This window comes from Agathobaculum butyriciproducens (assembly GCA_003096535.1).
GTDB lineage: Bacteria > Bacillota > Clostridia > Oscillospirales > Butyricicoccaceae > Agathobaculum > Agathobaculum butyriciproducens.
The window spans coordinates 40911-55540 of record QEKJ01000004.1; the positions used below are offsets into that span (position 1 = coordinate 40911).

Genomic DNA, 14630 nt, shown 5'->3' on the forward strand with positions numbered 1-14630 from the left:
ACACATTTCCCTATCTATAAGCAAGAGTTAAGCGCTGAGAGTGAAGAGCTTCTGCAAGGCTGGAGATAGGAGTGAGGCGGCAGGAGTGCGCCAAACCGAAAAAGCACCTGCGGGTAGGCAGGTGCTTTGCATTCAGGCTTCTTTGTAAATCGTGCCGATACTGCCGGCAACGGTAATATCCGACCCGTCTATTGTACCGAAGTATTTGTCATACCGGTTTGTGATCTCCTCGCCGGTTTTCGTGTAAAAACGGAAATTTCCCAGTCTGATGCATTCATCGTCAATGTATTCGTCCGGCAGTGCATCGCCCAGCTCGGTGCAGAGCAGAAAGCACGGGTTTTCGCTGTCGCTTTGCAGCTCGCAAGCCTTTCCGTACCAGTCGAATGTCACCCTTGCGACCGGCTGGTCGAAGTTCAGGCCGTACAGCAGCAGGAAATTATGACCGCCGCAGCCGATGACTTCATAGCCGAATTTGGCATCAACGGAGTATGAACCAACCTCAATCGTCCAGTCGCCAACCCAGTTCGAAGAAGCGTGCAAGTCACCGAAAAAGCAGTCCCACTGTACGCCGTCCTTCATGCTCACATAACCTGCTTGCTGCGTGAACACATAGAACGCTCGATCGCCGATGACAATGCCGTCATATATCGTCCTGCCGTAGAACTCTGTCGGGTCCTGTTCCGCGAACGCCTGTACCTGCTGTGCAAGCGTGTCCTCGTCCAGCCGGTACGGTTTTACCGCATAGCCGGATTTTCCGGCCGCCCAAACGCAGACCGCCGTCACAGCCGCCATCATGAGGATTCGTTTTCCCAGTCCTTTCATAAAATGCACCTCCCTATCCTGCCTCAAGTATAACAAATTTTTTCGGCGCAGAATATGGAAAAAACGACAAAATGCAACGGCAGTTTTTATAGAAGTGTACTATGTATCCCGTAGGGGCACACCGTCTGTAAACCATCTGCACAGGCGTAACCGCAGGGGCGCACAGTGTGCGCCCGCACTATGGTTAAACGGATGCTTGGGCGAACAATGTTCGCCCCTACGGTGACGCATTTGCAGATGGGTTACACGAAGAAGGTTACACCATAGCGTTAATTCTCCATTCTCCATTCTCCATTTTCAATTATCAATTCCTGCAGAAGGTAAAAGAAAAGCACCGCAGAAGATTTCTCCTCTGCGGTGCTATGGCATGACTGGTGCGTAAGCCGGGTTCTGTCGTGGACGGTCATCTATCTCGAATGCACGTTGCCGTGCATCTCAAGCCGCCAGTCGGGACGATCGGGCAAATCATAGTCCCAGTCGGCGTTGCTGCGGATAGAGTTTACAGACCTCCCATGTTGCCATGGGACGTGGTGAGCTCTTACCTCGCCTTTCCACCCTTACTGCCTTATGCGGACATAAAACAGCGGTATATCTCTGTTGCACTATTCCTAAGGTCACCCTCGGCGGACGTTATCCGTTATCCTTGCCCTGTGCAGCCCGGACTTTCCTCATGCCCGAAGGCACGCGACCGTCTGCACCAGTCACAAATAGCATTATACCGTAAAAAAACGCTCTCGTCAAACCGGACTTGCAAAATCGTGAAAAATCATGTATACTGTCAAAGTACAAAAGGCGGTGTTACGCATTTATGACAGCATTAGAACAATACCTCGGCGGCCTGTCGGATAAACGGGTCGGCGTAATCGGCGCGGGCGTGAGCAATATGCCGCTCATCCGTATGCTGCGCGCTGCAGGCGTGCGCGTTACCGTGCATGACAAAAAAGAACCCACCGAGCTTGGCGACGGCTATGCTACCCTCGCTACCCTCGGCGTAGACTTCGTTCTCGGCCCGCATTACCTTGATGCGCTCGATGAGGACGTTATCTTCCGTACCCCGGGCGTTCACCCGCGTTTTCTTGAGAAGGCGCGCACAAACGGCTCGGAGATCACCAGCGAGATGGAGCTTTTCTTCGCGGTCTGCCCGTGTCCGATCATCGGCATCACCGGCTCGGATGGCAAGACCACGACCACCACGCTCGTCAGCGAGATTTTGAAGCACGCGGGCTATACTGTGCATCTCGGCGGCAATATCGGCACGCCCCTGCTCCCCCGCGTGGACACGATGACCGAAAACGACCTTGCAGTCGTGGAGCTGTCCTCGTTCCAGCTGATGGGCATGAAGCACTCTCCGCACATTGCGGCGATCACCAATCTGACGCCCAATCATCTGGACTACCACAAGGATTTTGACGAGTATGTGCAGGCCAAGACTGCCATTTACCGCAATCAGGGCGAGAACGATAAGCTGATCCTCAATCTCGACGACGAGGTCACCCGCTCGCTCAAGGCGTCCGGCAACCTGTTCTGCACCAGCAAAACGCAGGAGCTGGCCAACGGCGTATTCCTCAAGAACGACGTTATCTACATCGCGGACGGCGGCGTGCGCCGTGAGCTGATGCCCGCATCCGATATCCGCATTCCGGGCGCGCACAACGTGTACAACATGATGATGGCGGCGGCTGTCGTGCAGGGTTATGCCTCTGACGACGATATCCGCGCCGTGGCAACCACGTTCGGCGGCGTTGAGCATCGCATCGAGTTCGTGCGCGAGAAGGACGGCGTGAAGTATTATAACGACTCCATCGCCTCCAGTCCGACGAGAACCATCGCAGGACTGAATTCCTTCCAGCAGAAGGTCATTCTCATTGCAGGCGGCTACGACAAGCATATCCCGTATGACGTGCTCGGCAAGCCTATCTGCGACCATGTAAAGCTGCTGCTGCTCACCGGCGCTACCGCACCCAAGATTCGCGAGTGCGTGGAGAATATCGAGGGCGAGCATCCCCCGATTATCGAGGTGGAAAACCTTGAAACAGCCGTGCAGGAGGCCGCTGCCCGCGCAGAAAGCGGCGATGTCGTTATCATGAGTCCGGCCAGCGCGTCGTTCGACCGCTTTAAGAATTTCATGGAACGCGGCAAGCTGTTTAAGTCGCTTGTGGAAGAGCTGTAAGGTTAATAGGATAAACGCTTGCATTATTTCGCAATCGGTGCTATACTATAAGCAACGATATGAATTAGTTCACTTGGCGAAAACCCCCGGAGAGTACCAGTCTCCGGGGGTTTTCTATTCCGTTATCGGTGGCTTAAGCCGTGGCTGTATGTTGACCTACTTCTGCTCATCCAGCCACTTGCAAATGTAGTGTGCAATTACATTTGCCATAATGGAGCAGATTAACGATACGGTGAAGTTCACTTGGTGCACCTCCTTCCCGTTGCCGGGAATAAGTAGGGCAACACCAGTATTATACCATACAGATGACATCCTGTTAAGCAAAAGACGTGCATTGCACGTCTTTTTCACTGTTTTATGGCACATTATACAGTTTTACAGATTGATTATTGTTAAAAAAGGGCGGACACATTGGTCCGCCCCTACGGTAATCTGCACCTTCGAGGAAAACTCCTGCCTCGCACAATTACTAATTCTCAATGATGTACTTCCGCGCCCAGACGAGTGCGGCGACCGCCGTGACCAGCTCCACCATCGGGAACGTCAGCCAGACGCCATCGACGCCGAGCGCCCACGCGAGCGGAAACAGGATCGGCGGCACGGCGATCACGCCGCGCAGCAGCGAAAGGACAAACCCCTGCACGGTCTTATCCGATGCGCTGAAAAACGCTGCCGTGACCATGTTCACGCCCGCGAACAGGAAACCTGTGAAGTAGATCCGCAGGCCGCTCTCCGCGTAGGCGGCAAGCTGCGGGTCATGCTCACTGTTGAACACCGCCGTCAGCGGCTCTGCGCCGAGGAAAACCGACACGCACAGCACGGCTGCAATCCCGAGCGCGGTGCAGATGCCCCAGCGGAACAGCCGCCGCAGCTGTTCCCTGTCACCGAGACCCGAGCTGCGGCTGACCAGCGGCTGTATGCCGGTGCACAGTCCGGTAAAGACAGCGATTCCCACCAGAGCAAGATTGGCCACCACGCCGTAAGCCGCCACGCCGGTATTGCCGCTGAGGCGCAGCAGCACCAGATTGAACAGCAGCAGCACCACGCCGGAGGCGATTTCACCGATGAGCGAGGACAGACCGGGCGCGCACAGGCTCGGCACACGGCTGACGCGCAGCGGCGTTTTGACGAGATGGAAGCCGCGGGACGGTCTCCGCAGGTGCGTCAGCAGCACTAGAATGCTGACAAACGGCGAAAAGCCGGTCGCAAGCGCCGCACCGAACATGCCCAGTCCGCACGGGAAAATGAAAATGTAATCGAACACGATGTTGAACAGGCTGCCCGCGATCATGCCGCACATGGCAACGGTCGGCGCACCGTCGTTGCGCGTGAATGCCAGCAGCACGTTGTTCATCACGAAGAACGGCCCGAAGCACCACAGCATGCGCAGGTAGGTCGTCGTCATGCCGAGCGTCTGCGCGTCCGCGCCGAGCAGGCCCGCGAGCGGTTTTGCAAAGCACAGTCCGCCGAGCAGGAACAGCAGTCCGAGCAGCAGCCCGAGTGCCGCCGCGTGCGTGAATACGCTGTCCGCCTGTCTCCGATCGTTCTGCGCCCGCGCGATCGTGTACTGCGTTGCCGCGCCCACGCCGAGCATCAGGCCGATGCCGTTCATCAGGTTGTACGCCGGTATGGCGATGTTGAGCGCCGCCAGTCCGAGTGAACCCAGTCCCTGCGCAACGAAATAGGTATCCGCGAGAATGTAGCACGAAATGCCGATCATCCCCAGGATGTTCATCGCGGCATAGTGCCCGAATTCGCGCAAAGCTCCCTGTTTGTGCAATTCCTTCTCCCCCTCAAATTTTTATATAAAAAGTGATCGACCCTTCCCGGAATACACCGAAAAGGGCCGATCTGCAATGCTATCGACGGAAAACATTGCTTATTTACGAAGCAGTTATAATATACCATCTTCCCATAGAAATGTCAAGTGGCTTATTCGGTCGGAAAAGCACTTTTTGGGTCGGATGCTGCAAAACAGTCCAGTCCGTGCCACATCAACCCCATCAAAAGCGATACGACCTGCTCGGTCGGCGTGTCCTGCGCTCTGGTCGCCCAAGTGGACAGCATGGATACCATGCCCGAAATGATATACGAAAACACAAGCAGCTTCCGCTGCTCGCTCATTTCCGGCATCATGTGCATATCCCAGCCGTCGAGGAAGGCTTCATACGTCATGGTCTGCAGCTTGCGTACAAAATACGGGTCTCCCTGCTCGCTGCACAGCACCCGAATCACCTTCATTATGCGCGGATTGCTCCGGATCTGCTCCAGAAAGTCGATAAAGAATCCCTTGATCTCCTGCAGATCGCGGCACTCCCGTTCGTGCATCGGCGCATGCTCGTGCATGTGCTCGATGATCTCGTCCTCGGTCGTGCGCAGGATGTCGGTCACGTCCTTGAAATGCAGGTAGAAGGTCGAGCGGTTGATGTCCGCTCTCGCGCAGATATCCTTGACCGTGATAGAGACCAGCGGCTTCTCCAGAATCAGGTCAATCAGGGCTTCACGCAGTGCAGATCGCGTAAAGCGCACTCTGCGGTTGTTTTTCGTCTCCGGCATGAACCGTTCCTCCCTGTTTCTCTGCGGACTGTGCATTCTTGGTACAGATTTATTGTATCAGCATCGTGTCGCAAAGTCAACACAGTGTCGAGCGTTGTATGTAAAGAAACCGTAAACATTTTCTCATGCTACAAGCGAAAGCACCTCATCCGTGCCGAAGATACGGTGCAGGTCGGAACGTCCCTGCTGCATTCGGTCATATACCGACCGGTTTACAACCGACGTATCCCCCTGCTCAAAATCCTGCATGGATTTCCGAATATCCAACAGGCGGTAGCGTCCCTCGTTGGAGTCGCTTGCGTGCAGCATGAACATCGGCGCGTACTCCGCGCCGGAAACCGTCACCTGTCCGGTCTCCCCGCTTTTGGTGAGTGTCAGCGTGACAGCTGCCGTCAGGTTGGTGTACGGGTCAAACTGATTGGAGATCAGGTTGCCGAGACAGTAGCACAGATAGCCGGTGCGTCCGTCCGGCAGCGTCCGCAGCTCCATCGGCTGCGGCACATGCGCGTGCCCGCCGAGCACCAATGTCGCGCCGTGCGCAAACAGGTAGTCCGCCAGCTGCTCCTGCTGCTCGGACGGCTCGGTGTGGTACTCGTTGCCCCAGTGTACATACACGGCAATCGCATCCGCACCGGACTGCCCCGCCTTGTCCAAATCCGACTGGATGAGGTCGTAATCCACCACACTGCAGTCGGTCATGTAGTCGGTCGTGTATACGCTGACACTGTACGGGTGCTCGCTGTCCACCGGCAGACCGTTTGTGCTGAAGGTATACGCCAGCATGGCCAGTTTGATGCCGCCCACGTCGATGATCTTCACCGCATCGCGCTCCTGCTGTGTGCGGTAAGTGCCGACGTGCTCCAGACCGGCGGCGTCCAGCACATCCAGTGTGCGGACCAGACCGCTGTACCAAGTATCCATGCTGTGGTTGCTCGCCGTGGAGAGCAGGTTAAACCCGACCGTTTTCAGGCCGTAGGCCAGCGCATCCGGTGCGCAGAACTGCGGGTAGCCCGAATACGGCGGACCGTTGAACGTGGTCTCCAGACAGGCCGTTGTGTAATCCGCAGCCTCGTAATACGGTCTTGCGTCCGCGAACAGGTGCGTAAAATCATACGCTTCGCCGTTCCACGCATCCGCGACAAGCGGCATGTGCGCCACAATATCGCCCGCCACGCACAGGGTCGCTGTGGTGTCCGGCTGCACCTCCGGCTCCTGCCGAACGGTCTCCTCCGGCTCCTGCAGGCGCGGTGCATCCTCCGGCAGATTCCGCCAGATCAGCACGCCCGCTCCCGCCAGCAGCACCACCAGCACGCCTGCCAGAATTTTGGTCCCGATGTGCTTCATGCTCATCCCTTCGGCGCCTTGCGCGAGGCCTCAAACGACTCCGCGCGCACGCGCATCACCTCGGTGACGGACAGAGCCGCGTCCGTGTACGTCCAGCCCGTGCGGCCGGTCTGGTGCTGCATGATAACGTCAAAGCCCTGCCGTTTCTCCTCATTGTCCTCCGCGAACTCGACCTTGCCGTACCCTACGATGGACGAGAATGCATAGCTGTACCGGCAGGCCAAGTCGCCCTCGCCGGTCAGACCCTCCTCGCAATCCATCTCGAAGCACACGCGTGAGTCGGCTTTCAGCGAATCAATCTTCTTGCCCTTCACGCCGCCGTGAAAGTAGAGCGTCAGCCCGTCCTCATCCCATGTGTAGCCAAAGTTCATCGGAATGACGTACGGCCAGCCGTCCGTGCCGGTCATGGCGACGCGGCAGACCTTGCAGGCCTGCAGGATCGGCTCGATGTTCTCTCGGCCGGTGATTTCTCTGTCTTTTCTGCGCATGAGTTTCACCTCTGTTCAAGTATTTGTATCATCATATCATATTCCCGCCAACAATACAACAAACCCTGTGCAAAATATGCACAGGGCTGTCTTATGCTGTCAGCTATCAGGTGTTGTGATCGGAAACGTGGAATTTCTTCAGGTTGCCGATCTTCTGGGCGCGGACGTCCATTTCCTTGCAGACATCCTCCATGGTCACGCCGCACTCGTTCATCATTACCATCATGTGGTAGAATACGTCGTTGATCTCACCGACCAGCTCGGTCTTGTCGCCGTTCTTGGCTGCAATGATGGTCTCGGCGCACTCCTCACCGACCTTCTTAAGAATCTTGTCAATGCCCTTCTCAAACAGATAGCAGGTGTACGAGCCTTCCTGCGGTTCGGCGCGGCGCTGCGCGATAACGGCTTCCATTTGCTCAAACGAATTCATAATACTGCTCTCCTTTTACTTTTCTTCCGGCTTCTCCCACAGCGTGGTGAAAAAGCAGGTGCGGTGTCCGGTGTGGCAGACCGGACCCTTGGGCGTGCCGACATAGATGAGCGTGTCATCGTCGCAGTCGGACAGAATCCTGCTGACAAAGATAAAATTGCCCGAGGTCTCCCCCTTGTTCCACAGCTTCTGGCGCGAGCGCGAGAAAAACCACGCCGTGCCGGTGTCCATCGTCAGCTGCAGGGCCTCCTCGTTCGCGTAGCCGAGCATCAGGACTTCGCCGCTGCGCTCATCCTGGCAGATAATCGGCACCAGAGGAGCCTTTTTGAAAAATTTGCTTAAATCCAAAATATTCACTTCCCTATTAGGATAATGATTCATGTTTACCGTAGGGTGCGCCGACTACGGTATAGCCTGTGCTTTATTTTCTAACCGGAATACCCTTCTCTTTCAGGTGCTCTTTAACCTCTCCGACTGTCAGTTCCCGATAATGAAACAGACTGGCTGCCAATGCGGCATCGCAGCCGGTTTTCTCGAACACCTCGGAGAAATGCTCGAGCGAGCCGCAGCCGCCGGACGCGATGACCGGAATGCCGACCACCTCCACAACCGCCTTGGTCAGCTTTAGGTCAAAGCCGGACTTGGTGCCGTCCTTGTCCATCGAGGTCAGCAGGATCTCGCCCGCGCCGCGCTCGTAAACCTCTTTCGCCCACGCGACCGCGTCCTTGCCGGTCGGGGTGCGGCCGCCTGCAACGTAGACCTCAAAGCCGGACGGCATTTCGGCGTTCGCACGCGCGTCGATCGCAACGACCACGCACTGACTGCCGTACTTCTCCGCGGCGGCATTCACCAGATCGGGATTCTTGACCGCCGAGGAATTGATGGAAATTTTATCTGCACCGGCGCGTAAAATCTCGCGGAAATCGTCCACGGTGCGGATGCCGCCGCCGACTGTTACCGGCACGAATACCTCACGGCAGGTGCGGCGCACAACGTCGGCAATGGTATCGCGGTTGTCGCTCGTAGCGGTGATATCGAGGAACACGATCTCGTCCGCGCCCTCCTGCGAGTAGAACTTCGCCAGCTCGACCGGGTCGCCCGCGTCGCGCAGCCCGACAAAGTTCACGCCCTTTACCACTCGCCCGTCCTTTACGTCCAGACAGGGGATGATGCGTTTTGCTAACAAGTTTTTCACTCCGTTCAAATCGAAGGTTCAATCGTAACCGTAGGGCGGTTACTTGGCCTGTTCGATAGCCTTTGCCAAATCGAGGGTGCCGGTATACACCGCCTTGCCTGCGATAGCACCGTCGATGCCGAGCTTTTTCAGGCCGGCGATATCCTCGAGGGTGGACACGCCGCCGGACGCGATAATCTCGCAGGAGACCGAGGCGCGCAGCGCCGCCAGCTGGTCAAAGTTCGGACCTGCGAGCATGCCGTCCTTGTCAATGTCGGTGAAGATGATGTGGCGTACGCCGATGGACTCCATGCGCTCTGCGAACGCGATGTAGTTCTCGCCGCTGTCGCCCAGCCAGCCGTCCGTGCGGACGGTCTCGCTCTTGGCATCGATGCCGACAACGATCTTGTCGCTGTACTTTTTTACAGCCTCGGCTACGAATTCCGGGTCGCGGACAGCCGCCGAGCCGATGATCACGCGCGAAACGCCCAGTGCAAGCACGGTCTCCACATCCTGCATGGAGCGAATGCCGCCGCCAAGCTCCACGGTCGCGCCGGTCTCGCGGATGACCTGCTCCACCACGCCGTAGTTCGCGTGCGAGCCGTCCTTCGCGGCGTCAAGGTCAACCATGTGTACAAGGTCTGCACCGGCATCGAGAAACCGCTGTGCGGTCTCGACCGGGTTTTCTGCTACTTTATGTGCAGTGCCGTAGTCGCCTTTCTGCAGGCGCACGCACTGACCGTCTTTCAAATCAATTGCGGGGATAACTCTCATTTTCCCACCTCCGTCAGTTTTGCAAAGTTGCGAAGCATCGCAAGTCCCACTTCACCGCTCTTTTCCGGGTGAAACTGGCAGCCGAACAGGTTCCCTCGCGCCACCATGGCAGGCACGCGCGCGCCATAATCCGTCACGGCGGCAAGGTCGTTTTCGTCCGCCGGATGCGCCATGAAACTGTGCACGAAATACACATAGCTGCCGTTTTCCAGGCCCTCGGTCATGGCATTCGGACGCAGAATGTCCAGCGCATTCCAGCCGATCTGCGGCAGCTTGAGACTCGTCTCAATGCGCTCAATGCGTCCCGGCAGCAGACCCAGACCCCTGCACGGACGCACCTCGTCCGATTCCTCGAACAGCATCTGCATGCCGAGGCAGATACCGAGGAACGGCTTTTCCTTTGCAGCCTTCAGCACCGCCTCCGTCAAACCGGAGTGCTCCAAAGCCGCCATCGCATCCGGAAACGCGCCGACACCGGGCAGGATAACACCCGCCGCATTCTCGATCACGTCCGCCGAAGCCGCGATTTTATTTTCATAACCCAGGTAATCAAGTGTGTTGTGTACGCTCATCAGATTGCCTGCGCCATAATCTACGATTGCAATATAACTCATGTTGTACCTCTCGGAATCTGTTCCGCAGGGCGGGATGACCTCATCCTGCCGTAACGGTTGGCACCATGTTTATGAAATTTAGAGAACACCCTTCGCGCTCAGAACGCCGCCGCCCGTCACGGTAACGGCCTGCTTGAGCGCGCGTGCAAGCGCCTTGAACAGCGCCTCCGTGATATGGTGTGCGTTCTCGCCGTACTCGCACTTGAGGTGCAGCGTCAGTCCGGCGTGTACCGCCAGCGCACGCATGAACTCGACCGTCAGGCAGGTGTCGTACTGACCGCACATCGGCTGCGGCATGGGTGCATCGAACACGAGGTACGGGCGGCCGGAGATATCCAGCGCGCAGAAGCCGAGCGCCTCGTCCATCGGCACGAACGCCTGTCCGAAACGCGCGATACCCGCCTTGTCACCGACGCACTGCGCCAGTGCCTGACCGAGCGCGATGCCGCAGTCCTCGACCGAATGGTGACCGTCCACCTCCAGATCGCCCTTGCAGGTCAGTTCCAGACCGAAGCCGGAATGCACGGCGAAGCTGTTGAGCATGTGGTCAAAAAAGCCGATGCCGGTGTCGATTTTGCGGTCGCCGCCCTCGAGTGTCAGCTTGAGCGAAATGTCGGTTTCCTTGGTCTTTCGTTTGATTTCAGCGGTTCTCATCGTTGTTTTCCTCCGCAAAGCGCACCGCGATGGAGTTTGCGTGCGCGTCCAGATGCTCGCTCTGCGCGAGCGCGATAATATCCTGTGCATAGCTTTCGAGCGCGTCCCGCGTGTACTCGATAACGCTGGTTTTCTTCAAAAACGTGTCCGTGGACAGCGGCGAGAAGAAACGCGCCGTGCCCGAGGTCGGCAGAACGTGACACGGGCCTGCCATGTAGTCACCGAGCGGCTCGGGCGCGTACTGCCCGAGGAAGATCGCGCCTGCATTGTGCAGGTACGGCAGCAGCTCACGCGGAGCGGCGGTCACGACCTCCAGATGCTCGGGAGCGACCACATCAGCCATCCTGCAGGCGTCCTTCAAGTCGTCAAACACGATGGCGCAGCCGTAGTTCGCTACGCTCTCCTTGATGATATCCCACCGCGGGAGGAGCTTCGCCTGCCGCTCCATCTCGCAGGAAATCGCCTGCGCCTGCGCCATGGAATCGGTCAGCAGGACAGCGGAAGCCAGCTTGTCGTGCTCGGCCTGACTGAGCAGGTCGGCGGCAACGTAGGTCGGGTTGGCGGTGTGGTCCGCAATGACCAGCACCTCGGACGGACCGGCGATCATGTCGATATCGACCGTGCCGAACGCCAGCTTTTTCGCCGCCGCGACAAAGGCGTTGCCCGGGCCAACGATCTTGTCCACCTGCGGGATAAAGCCTGCGCCGTAGGTCAGCGCGGCAATCGCCTGCGTGCCGCCAATGGCAATAACGGTATCTACACCGGCGATCTTCGCCGCCGCAAGCACTTCGTTCGACATATTCTCGGTCGGCGGCGTGACCATGATCAGCTCACCGACACCGGCAACCTTGGCCGGAATGGCGTTCATCAGCACGCTCGACGGATACGCTGCCGTGCCGCCCGGCACATAAATGCCGACGCGCGAAAGCCCGCGCACGGTCTGGCCGAGCGTTTCGCCTTTGGAGCGATTCCACTCCCACGTTTTGACGAGCATCTGCTCATGGTAGTCGCGGATGTTCGCCGCCGCCTTTTCCAGCGCCGCGATCAGCTTGGGGTCGCAGGCGTTGTACGCGTCGTCAAGCACCTCCGGCTCGACAATGTACGGCGCCTTGCCGTCAAACCGCTCGGCGTACTCCACGACCGCGTCCCAGCCGCGCTGCTGTACGTCCGCCATCACACCGCGGACAATCTGCTCAATATCGCCGCGCGCACCAGCCGCACGGGCCTTCATTTCGCGGATGACCTGCTGCTCTGCCTGTCCGTCCGCGAGGACTGTTTTCATAAACATTGTGGTATTCCCCTTTTGTGTCAACCGTTTTCGTCCACCGGCATTGGTATCAATATTCCGTAGGGCACCCCGCCCTATGGATATGATTTATGTTATATATGTATTGGCTTACTTCTCCAAGCCACTTTCCAGTTCTGCAATAACCTTCTGAATCGCTGCCTTCTTCATCTTCGCGCTGGCGAGGTTGACGATAACTCTTGCCGAGATGGGCGCTACATTCTCAACGACCTCGAGGCCGTTCTCCTTGAGCGTCGTGCCGGTCTCCACGATATCCACAATGCCGTCCGCCAGCTCGAGCAGCGGCGCCAGCTCGACCGAGCCTTCGATCTTGATGGTCTCAACGTCCATATTCTTCTTATTGAAAAAGGCCTTGGTGACCGCCGGATACTTGGTAGCGATAACCGGGGTCTTATAGCCGCCGTACACGTCCTTGCCCTTCTTGGTAGCGAGGGCGAAGCGGCATTTGCCGAAGCCGAGATCTACCATTTCGTAGAAGCTGCCGCCCTTTTCCATGATGGTATCCTTGCCGACCACGCCCATGTCGCACACGCCGTGCTCGACATAGGTGATTACGTCCGCGGCCTTGCTCAGCACGATCTCCACGCCGCTGTCCGGCAGGGTGAAGATGAGCTTGCGCGTTCCGGCCTCCAGCTCGGAGATATCGTAGCCTGCGGCCTTGAGCAGCGCGAGCGTTTTCTTCTCCAGACGGCCCTTGGTCAGTGCGATACGCACGGTATCCCGGCGGGTTGCGACCTCGGGACGGCTCTGTCCTGCAAGGCTGTCGGCAACGCTCTCCACGTCAATGCCGAAGCCGCCCGCGGGCATATCCTTGCCGAACTTGGCGCACAGCGCGTTGTAACGGCCGCCTGCGAGAATCGCCGCGCCTGCGCCGCCGATGTAGCCGCGGAACATGATGCCGGTGTAGTAATCCATCTCGTGGACAAGGCCGAGGTCGATCATGATGCGGTCGCCGTAGCCTGCCTCATCCAGTGCCTGATACAGTCGGCGCAGATAAGCGGTCGCGCCGAGCACGCGCACGTTGCCGGTGAGCGACTCGACCTCGTCAAGCACCTCGATGCCGCCGAACAGATTCGGCATAGCGCTGAGCGCCTTTGCAGCGGGCTTGCCCTTAAACGGCTCGAGCGCATCACCGAGCGCGGCAAACGACTTGTTTTCGATCAGGCGGCGGATGCCCTCGGCGGACTGTGCATCCGCGCCAAGCTCATCCATCAGCGCCTTGTAGATCTCAGCGTGACCAAGCTCTACGCGGAAGTTGTCCGCGCCGGTCTTGCTGAGTGCGGCAAACGCAGCCGTGAGAATGTCCTTGTCGGCCTCCAGACCGTCCGCGCCGATAAATTCCGCGCCGACCTGCAGGAACTCGCCCTTGTGGCCGTGATCGCCGGACACCGAACGGAACACCTTCTGGCTGTAATACAGGCGGACCGGCAGCGCCGCGTCATCCAGTCGGGTGGCTGCAATACGCGCGATCGGCGTGGTGTTATCCGGACGCGCCACGCAAATGCGGCCGGACTTGTCGATGATCTTCAGCATCTGATCCTGATCCAGCTCGGGGTTTGCCTGTGCAAATACATCAAAATACTCAACCGCCGGGGTGATGATCTCGCTGTATCCGCGCTCCTCCAGCGCGTCGCGCACAGCATTTTCCGTCTGCCGCAGCGCACGGCACGAGGAAAATAACAGGTCTCGGGTACCCTCCGGGGTGGAAATACGAAAACGGTTCATGGCTCCGCTACTCCTTTATCGCTTTATCATGATGAAATCATACCATAGTTCCCTATATACTGTCAAGACCCTTTTTAGAGAGCGGAGCCTACGCAGTGGGCAGCCTTTTCCGCTTCGAACTCCCGTTTTCGAGTGAAAAAAAGAGTGAAGAGCGGAGATGAAGCAGAGGCGGCTTTTTCTCTCCGCCCTCCCGCTTCCTCCCATCTCTTCACTCTCAACTCCTCACTCTACTCTCTTTTTATAGTTCTCCACAATCGGTACCAGCTTTTCCAGAAAGCTCTCCTCGCCGAGGGTGTTGAGCTTGAAGAACACGGCCGAACTGCCACCTGAAGTGATGGCGGAGAAAAACAGGTCGCGGTCGTTGCCGACCAGAGTGACATTCATGCTGACGCGGTTGCCGCCCATGTAGCTGTAACGCTCGAACACGCGCACCGCGCAGCGGACCGTGCCGTTTGTCCAATCCGAGCCGTCCTCGTAGGACGCAGACATGCTGCCGTTCAGCACGCCGTCCGTTACAAGCTCCAGCAGCTCGTCAAAATTTCCCGTCAGATGCTTTTCGTACTTTGCCACAAT

At 57.8% G+C, this 14630-nt stretch carries 15 protein-coding genes and 1 other RNA gene; 1 reads left to right on the forward strand and 15 read right to left on the reverse strand.

Annotation, left to right across the window (positions count from 1 at the left end):
- Positions 1-132 precede the first annotated feature (132 nt).
- Both C7386_RS05045 and rnpB read right to left on the reverse strand, forming a co-directional pair.
- Positions 133-822, reverse strand: coding sequence for a hypothetical protein (locus C7386_RS05045; protein WP_116704949.1), 690 nt, complete (start codon positions 820-822; stop codon positions 133-135).
- 364 nt (positions 823-1186) lie between these two features.
- Positions 1187-1526, reverse strand: an RNA gene (gene rnpB / locus C7386_RS05050) — RNase P RNA component class A.
- A gap of 104 nt (positions 1527-1630) precedes the next feature.
- Here rnpB and murD point away from each other — a divergent pair.
- A complete protein-coding gene (gene murD, locus C7386_RS05055; RefSeq protein ID WP_116704950.1) occupies positions 1631-2992 on the forward strand; it encodes a UDP-N-acetylmuramoyl-L-alanine--D-glutamate ligase in 1362 nt (453 codons plus the stop codon).
- Positions 2993-3461: 469 nt separating this feature from the next.
- Here murD and C7386_RS05060 read toward each other — a convergent pair whose 3' ends face one another.
- The 13 genes from C7386_RS05060 to C7386_RS05120 all read right to left on the reverse strand — a co-directional run bounded on the left by C7386_RS05060 (position 3462) and on the right by C7386_RS05120 (position 14627).
- A complete protein-coding gene (locus C7386_RS05060; RefSeq protein WP_318261188.1) occupies positions 3462-4772 on the reverse strand; it encodes an MATE family efflux transporter in 1311 nt (436 codons plus the stop codon).
- 152 nt (positions 4773-4924) lie between these two features.
- Positions 4925-5548, reverse strand: a complete 624-nt coding sequence (locus C7386_RS05065) for a TetR/AcrR family transcriptional regulator (protein WP_165815469.1) — start codon at positions 5546-5548, stop codon at positions 4925-4927.
- A 123-nt stretch (positions 5549-5671) separates the two neighbouring features.
- The gene (locus tag C7386_RS05070; protein WP_116704952.1) at positions 5672-6892 is read right to left on the reverse strand and encodes a CapA family protein; all 1221 of its coding nucleotides are present in this window, start codon (positions 6890-6892) and stop codon (positions 5672-5674) included.
- A 2-nt stretch (positions 6893-6894) separates the two neighbouring features.
- Positions 6895-7380, reverse strand: a complete 486-nt coding sequence (locus tag C7386_RS05075) for a pyridoxamine 5'-phosphate oxidase family protein (RefSeq protein ID WP_116704953.1) — start codon at positions 7378-7380, stop codon at positions 6895-6897.
- Positions 7381-7486: 106 nt separating this feature from the next.
- Entirely contained in the window at positions 7487-7810 is a 324-nt protein-coding gene (gene hisE / locus C7386_RS05080; protein WP_116704954.1) for a phosphoribosyl-ATP diphosphatase, read from the reverse strand.
- A gap of 15 nt (positions 7811-7825) precedes the next feature.
- On the reverse strand, positions 7826-8158 hold the full coding sequence (gene hisI / locus C7386_RS05085; RefSeq protein ID WP_116704955.1) for a phosphoribosyl-AMP cyclohydrolase: 333 nt from the start codon (positions 8156-8158) through the stop codon (positions 7826-7828).
- A gap of 73 nt (positions 8159-8231) precedes the next feature.
- Positions 8232-8996: an imidazole glycerol phosphate synthase subunit HisF gene (gene hisF / locus C7386_RS05090; RefSeq protein ID WP_116704956.1), complete on the reverse strand. Its 765-nt coding sequence runs from the start codon at positions 8994-8996 to the stop codon at positions 8232-8234.
- 48 nt (positions 8997-9044) lie between these two features.
- Positions 9045-9758, reverse strand: a complete 714-nt coding sequence (gene hisA, locus C7386_RS05095; RefSeq protein ID WP_116704957.1) for a 1-(5-phosphoribosyl)-5-[(5-phosphoribosylamino)methylideneamino]imidazole-4-carboxamide isomerase — start codon at positions 9756-9758, stop codon at positions 9045-9047.
- Entirely contained in the window at positions 9755-10372 is a 618-nt protein-coding gene (gene hisH, locus C7386_RS05100) for an imidazole glycerol phosphate synthase subunit HisH (RefSeq protein WP_116704958.1), read from the reverse strand. Before hisH ends, hisA begins: the two co-directional genes overlap by 4 nt.
- 78 nt (positions 10373-10450) lie before the next feature.
- Positions 10451-11026, reverse strand: a complete 576-nt coding sequence (gene hisB / locus C7386_RS05105) for an imidazoleglycerol-phosphate dehydratase HisB (protein ID WP_116704959.1) — start codon at positions 11024-11026, stop codon at positions 10451-10453.
- Positions 11013-12314 carry a histidinol dehydrogenase gene (gene hisD, locus C7386_RS05110; RefSeq protein ID WP_116704960.1) on the reverse strand — a complete coding sequence of 434 codons (1302 nt, stop codon included), beginning with the start codon at positions 12312-12314 and terminating at the stop codon, positions 11013-11015. Before hisD ends, hisB begins: the two co-directional genes overlap by 14 nt.
- 108 nt (positions 12315-12422) lie before the next feature.
- Entirely contained in the window at positions 12423-14057 is a 1635-nt protein-coding gene (gene hisZ / locus C7386_RS13900) for an ATP phosphoribosyltransferase regulatory subunit (RefSeq protein ID WP_116704961.1), read from the reverse strand.
- Positions 14058-14279: 222 nt separating this feature from the next.
- Positions 14280-14627 (reverse strand): DUF6054 family protein, encoded by a 348-nt coding sequence (locus tag C7386_RS05120; RefSeq protein ID WP_116704962.1) that lies wholly within the window; start codon positions 14625-14627, stop codon positions 14280-14282.
- Positions 14628-14630 lie beyond the last annotated feature (3 nt).

Bases quoted from the DNA above. Each gene is read 5' to 3' on its own strand.
- hisZ (WP_116704961.1), bottom strand. From the start codon at position 14,057: ATGAACCGTTTTCGTATTTCCACCCCGGAGGGTACCCGAGACCTGTTA.
- C7386_RS05065 (WP_165815469.1), bottom strand. From the start codon at position 5,548: ATGCCGGAGACGAAAAACAACCGCAGAGTGCGCTTTACGCGATCTGCA.
- hisA (WP_116704957.1), bottom strand. From the start codon at position 9,758: ATGAGAGTTATCCCCGCAATTGATTTGAAAGACGGTCAGTGCGTGCGC.
- C7386_RS05075 (WP_116704953.1), bottom strand. From the start codon at position 7,380: ATGCGCAGAAAAGACAGAGAAATCACCGGCCGAGAGAACATCGAGCCG.
- murD (WP_116704950.1), top strand. From the start codon at position 1,631: ATGACAGCATTAGAACAATACCTCGGCGGCCTGTCGGATAAACGGGTC.
- C7386_RS05045 (WP_116704949.1), bottom strand. From the start codon at position 822: ATGAAAGGACTGGGAAAACGAATCCTCATGATGGCGGCTGTGACGGCG.
- hisD (WP_116704960.1), bottom strand. From the start codon at position 12,314: ATGTTTATGAAAACAGTCCTCGCGGACGGACAGGCAGAGCAGCAGGTC.
- hisB (WP_116704959.1), bottom strand. From the start codon at position 11,026: ATGAGAACCGCTGAAATCAAACGAAAGACCAAGGAAACCGACATTTCG.
- hisE (WP_116704954.1), bottom strand. From the start codon at position 7,810: ATGAATTCGTTTGAGCAAATGGAAGCCGTTATCGCGCAGCGCCGCGCC.
- hisH (WP_116704958.1), bottom strand. From the start codon at position 10,372: ATGAGTTATATTGCAATCGTAGATTATGGCGCAGGCAATCTGATGAGC.
- C7386_RS05070 (WP_116704952.1), bottom strand. From the start codon at position 6,892: ATGAAGCACATCGGGACCAAAATTCTGGCAGGCGTGCTGGTGGTGCTG.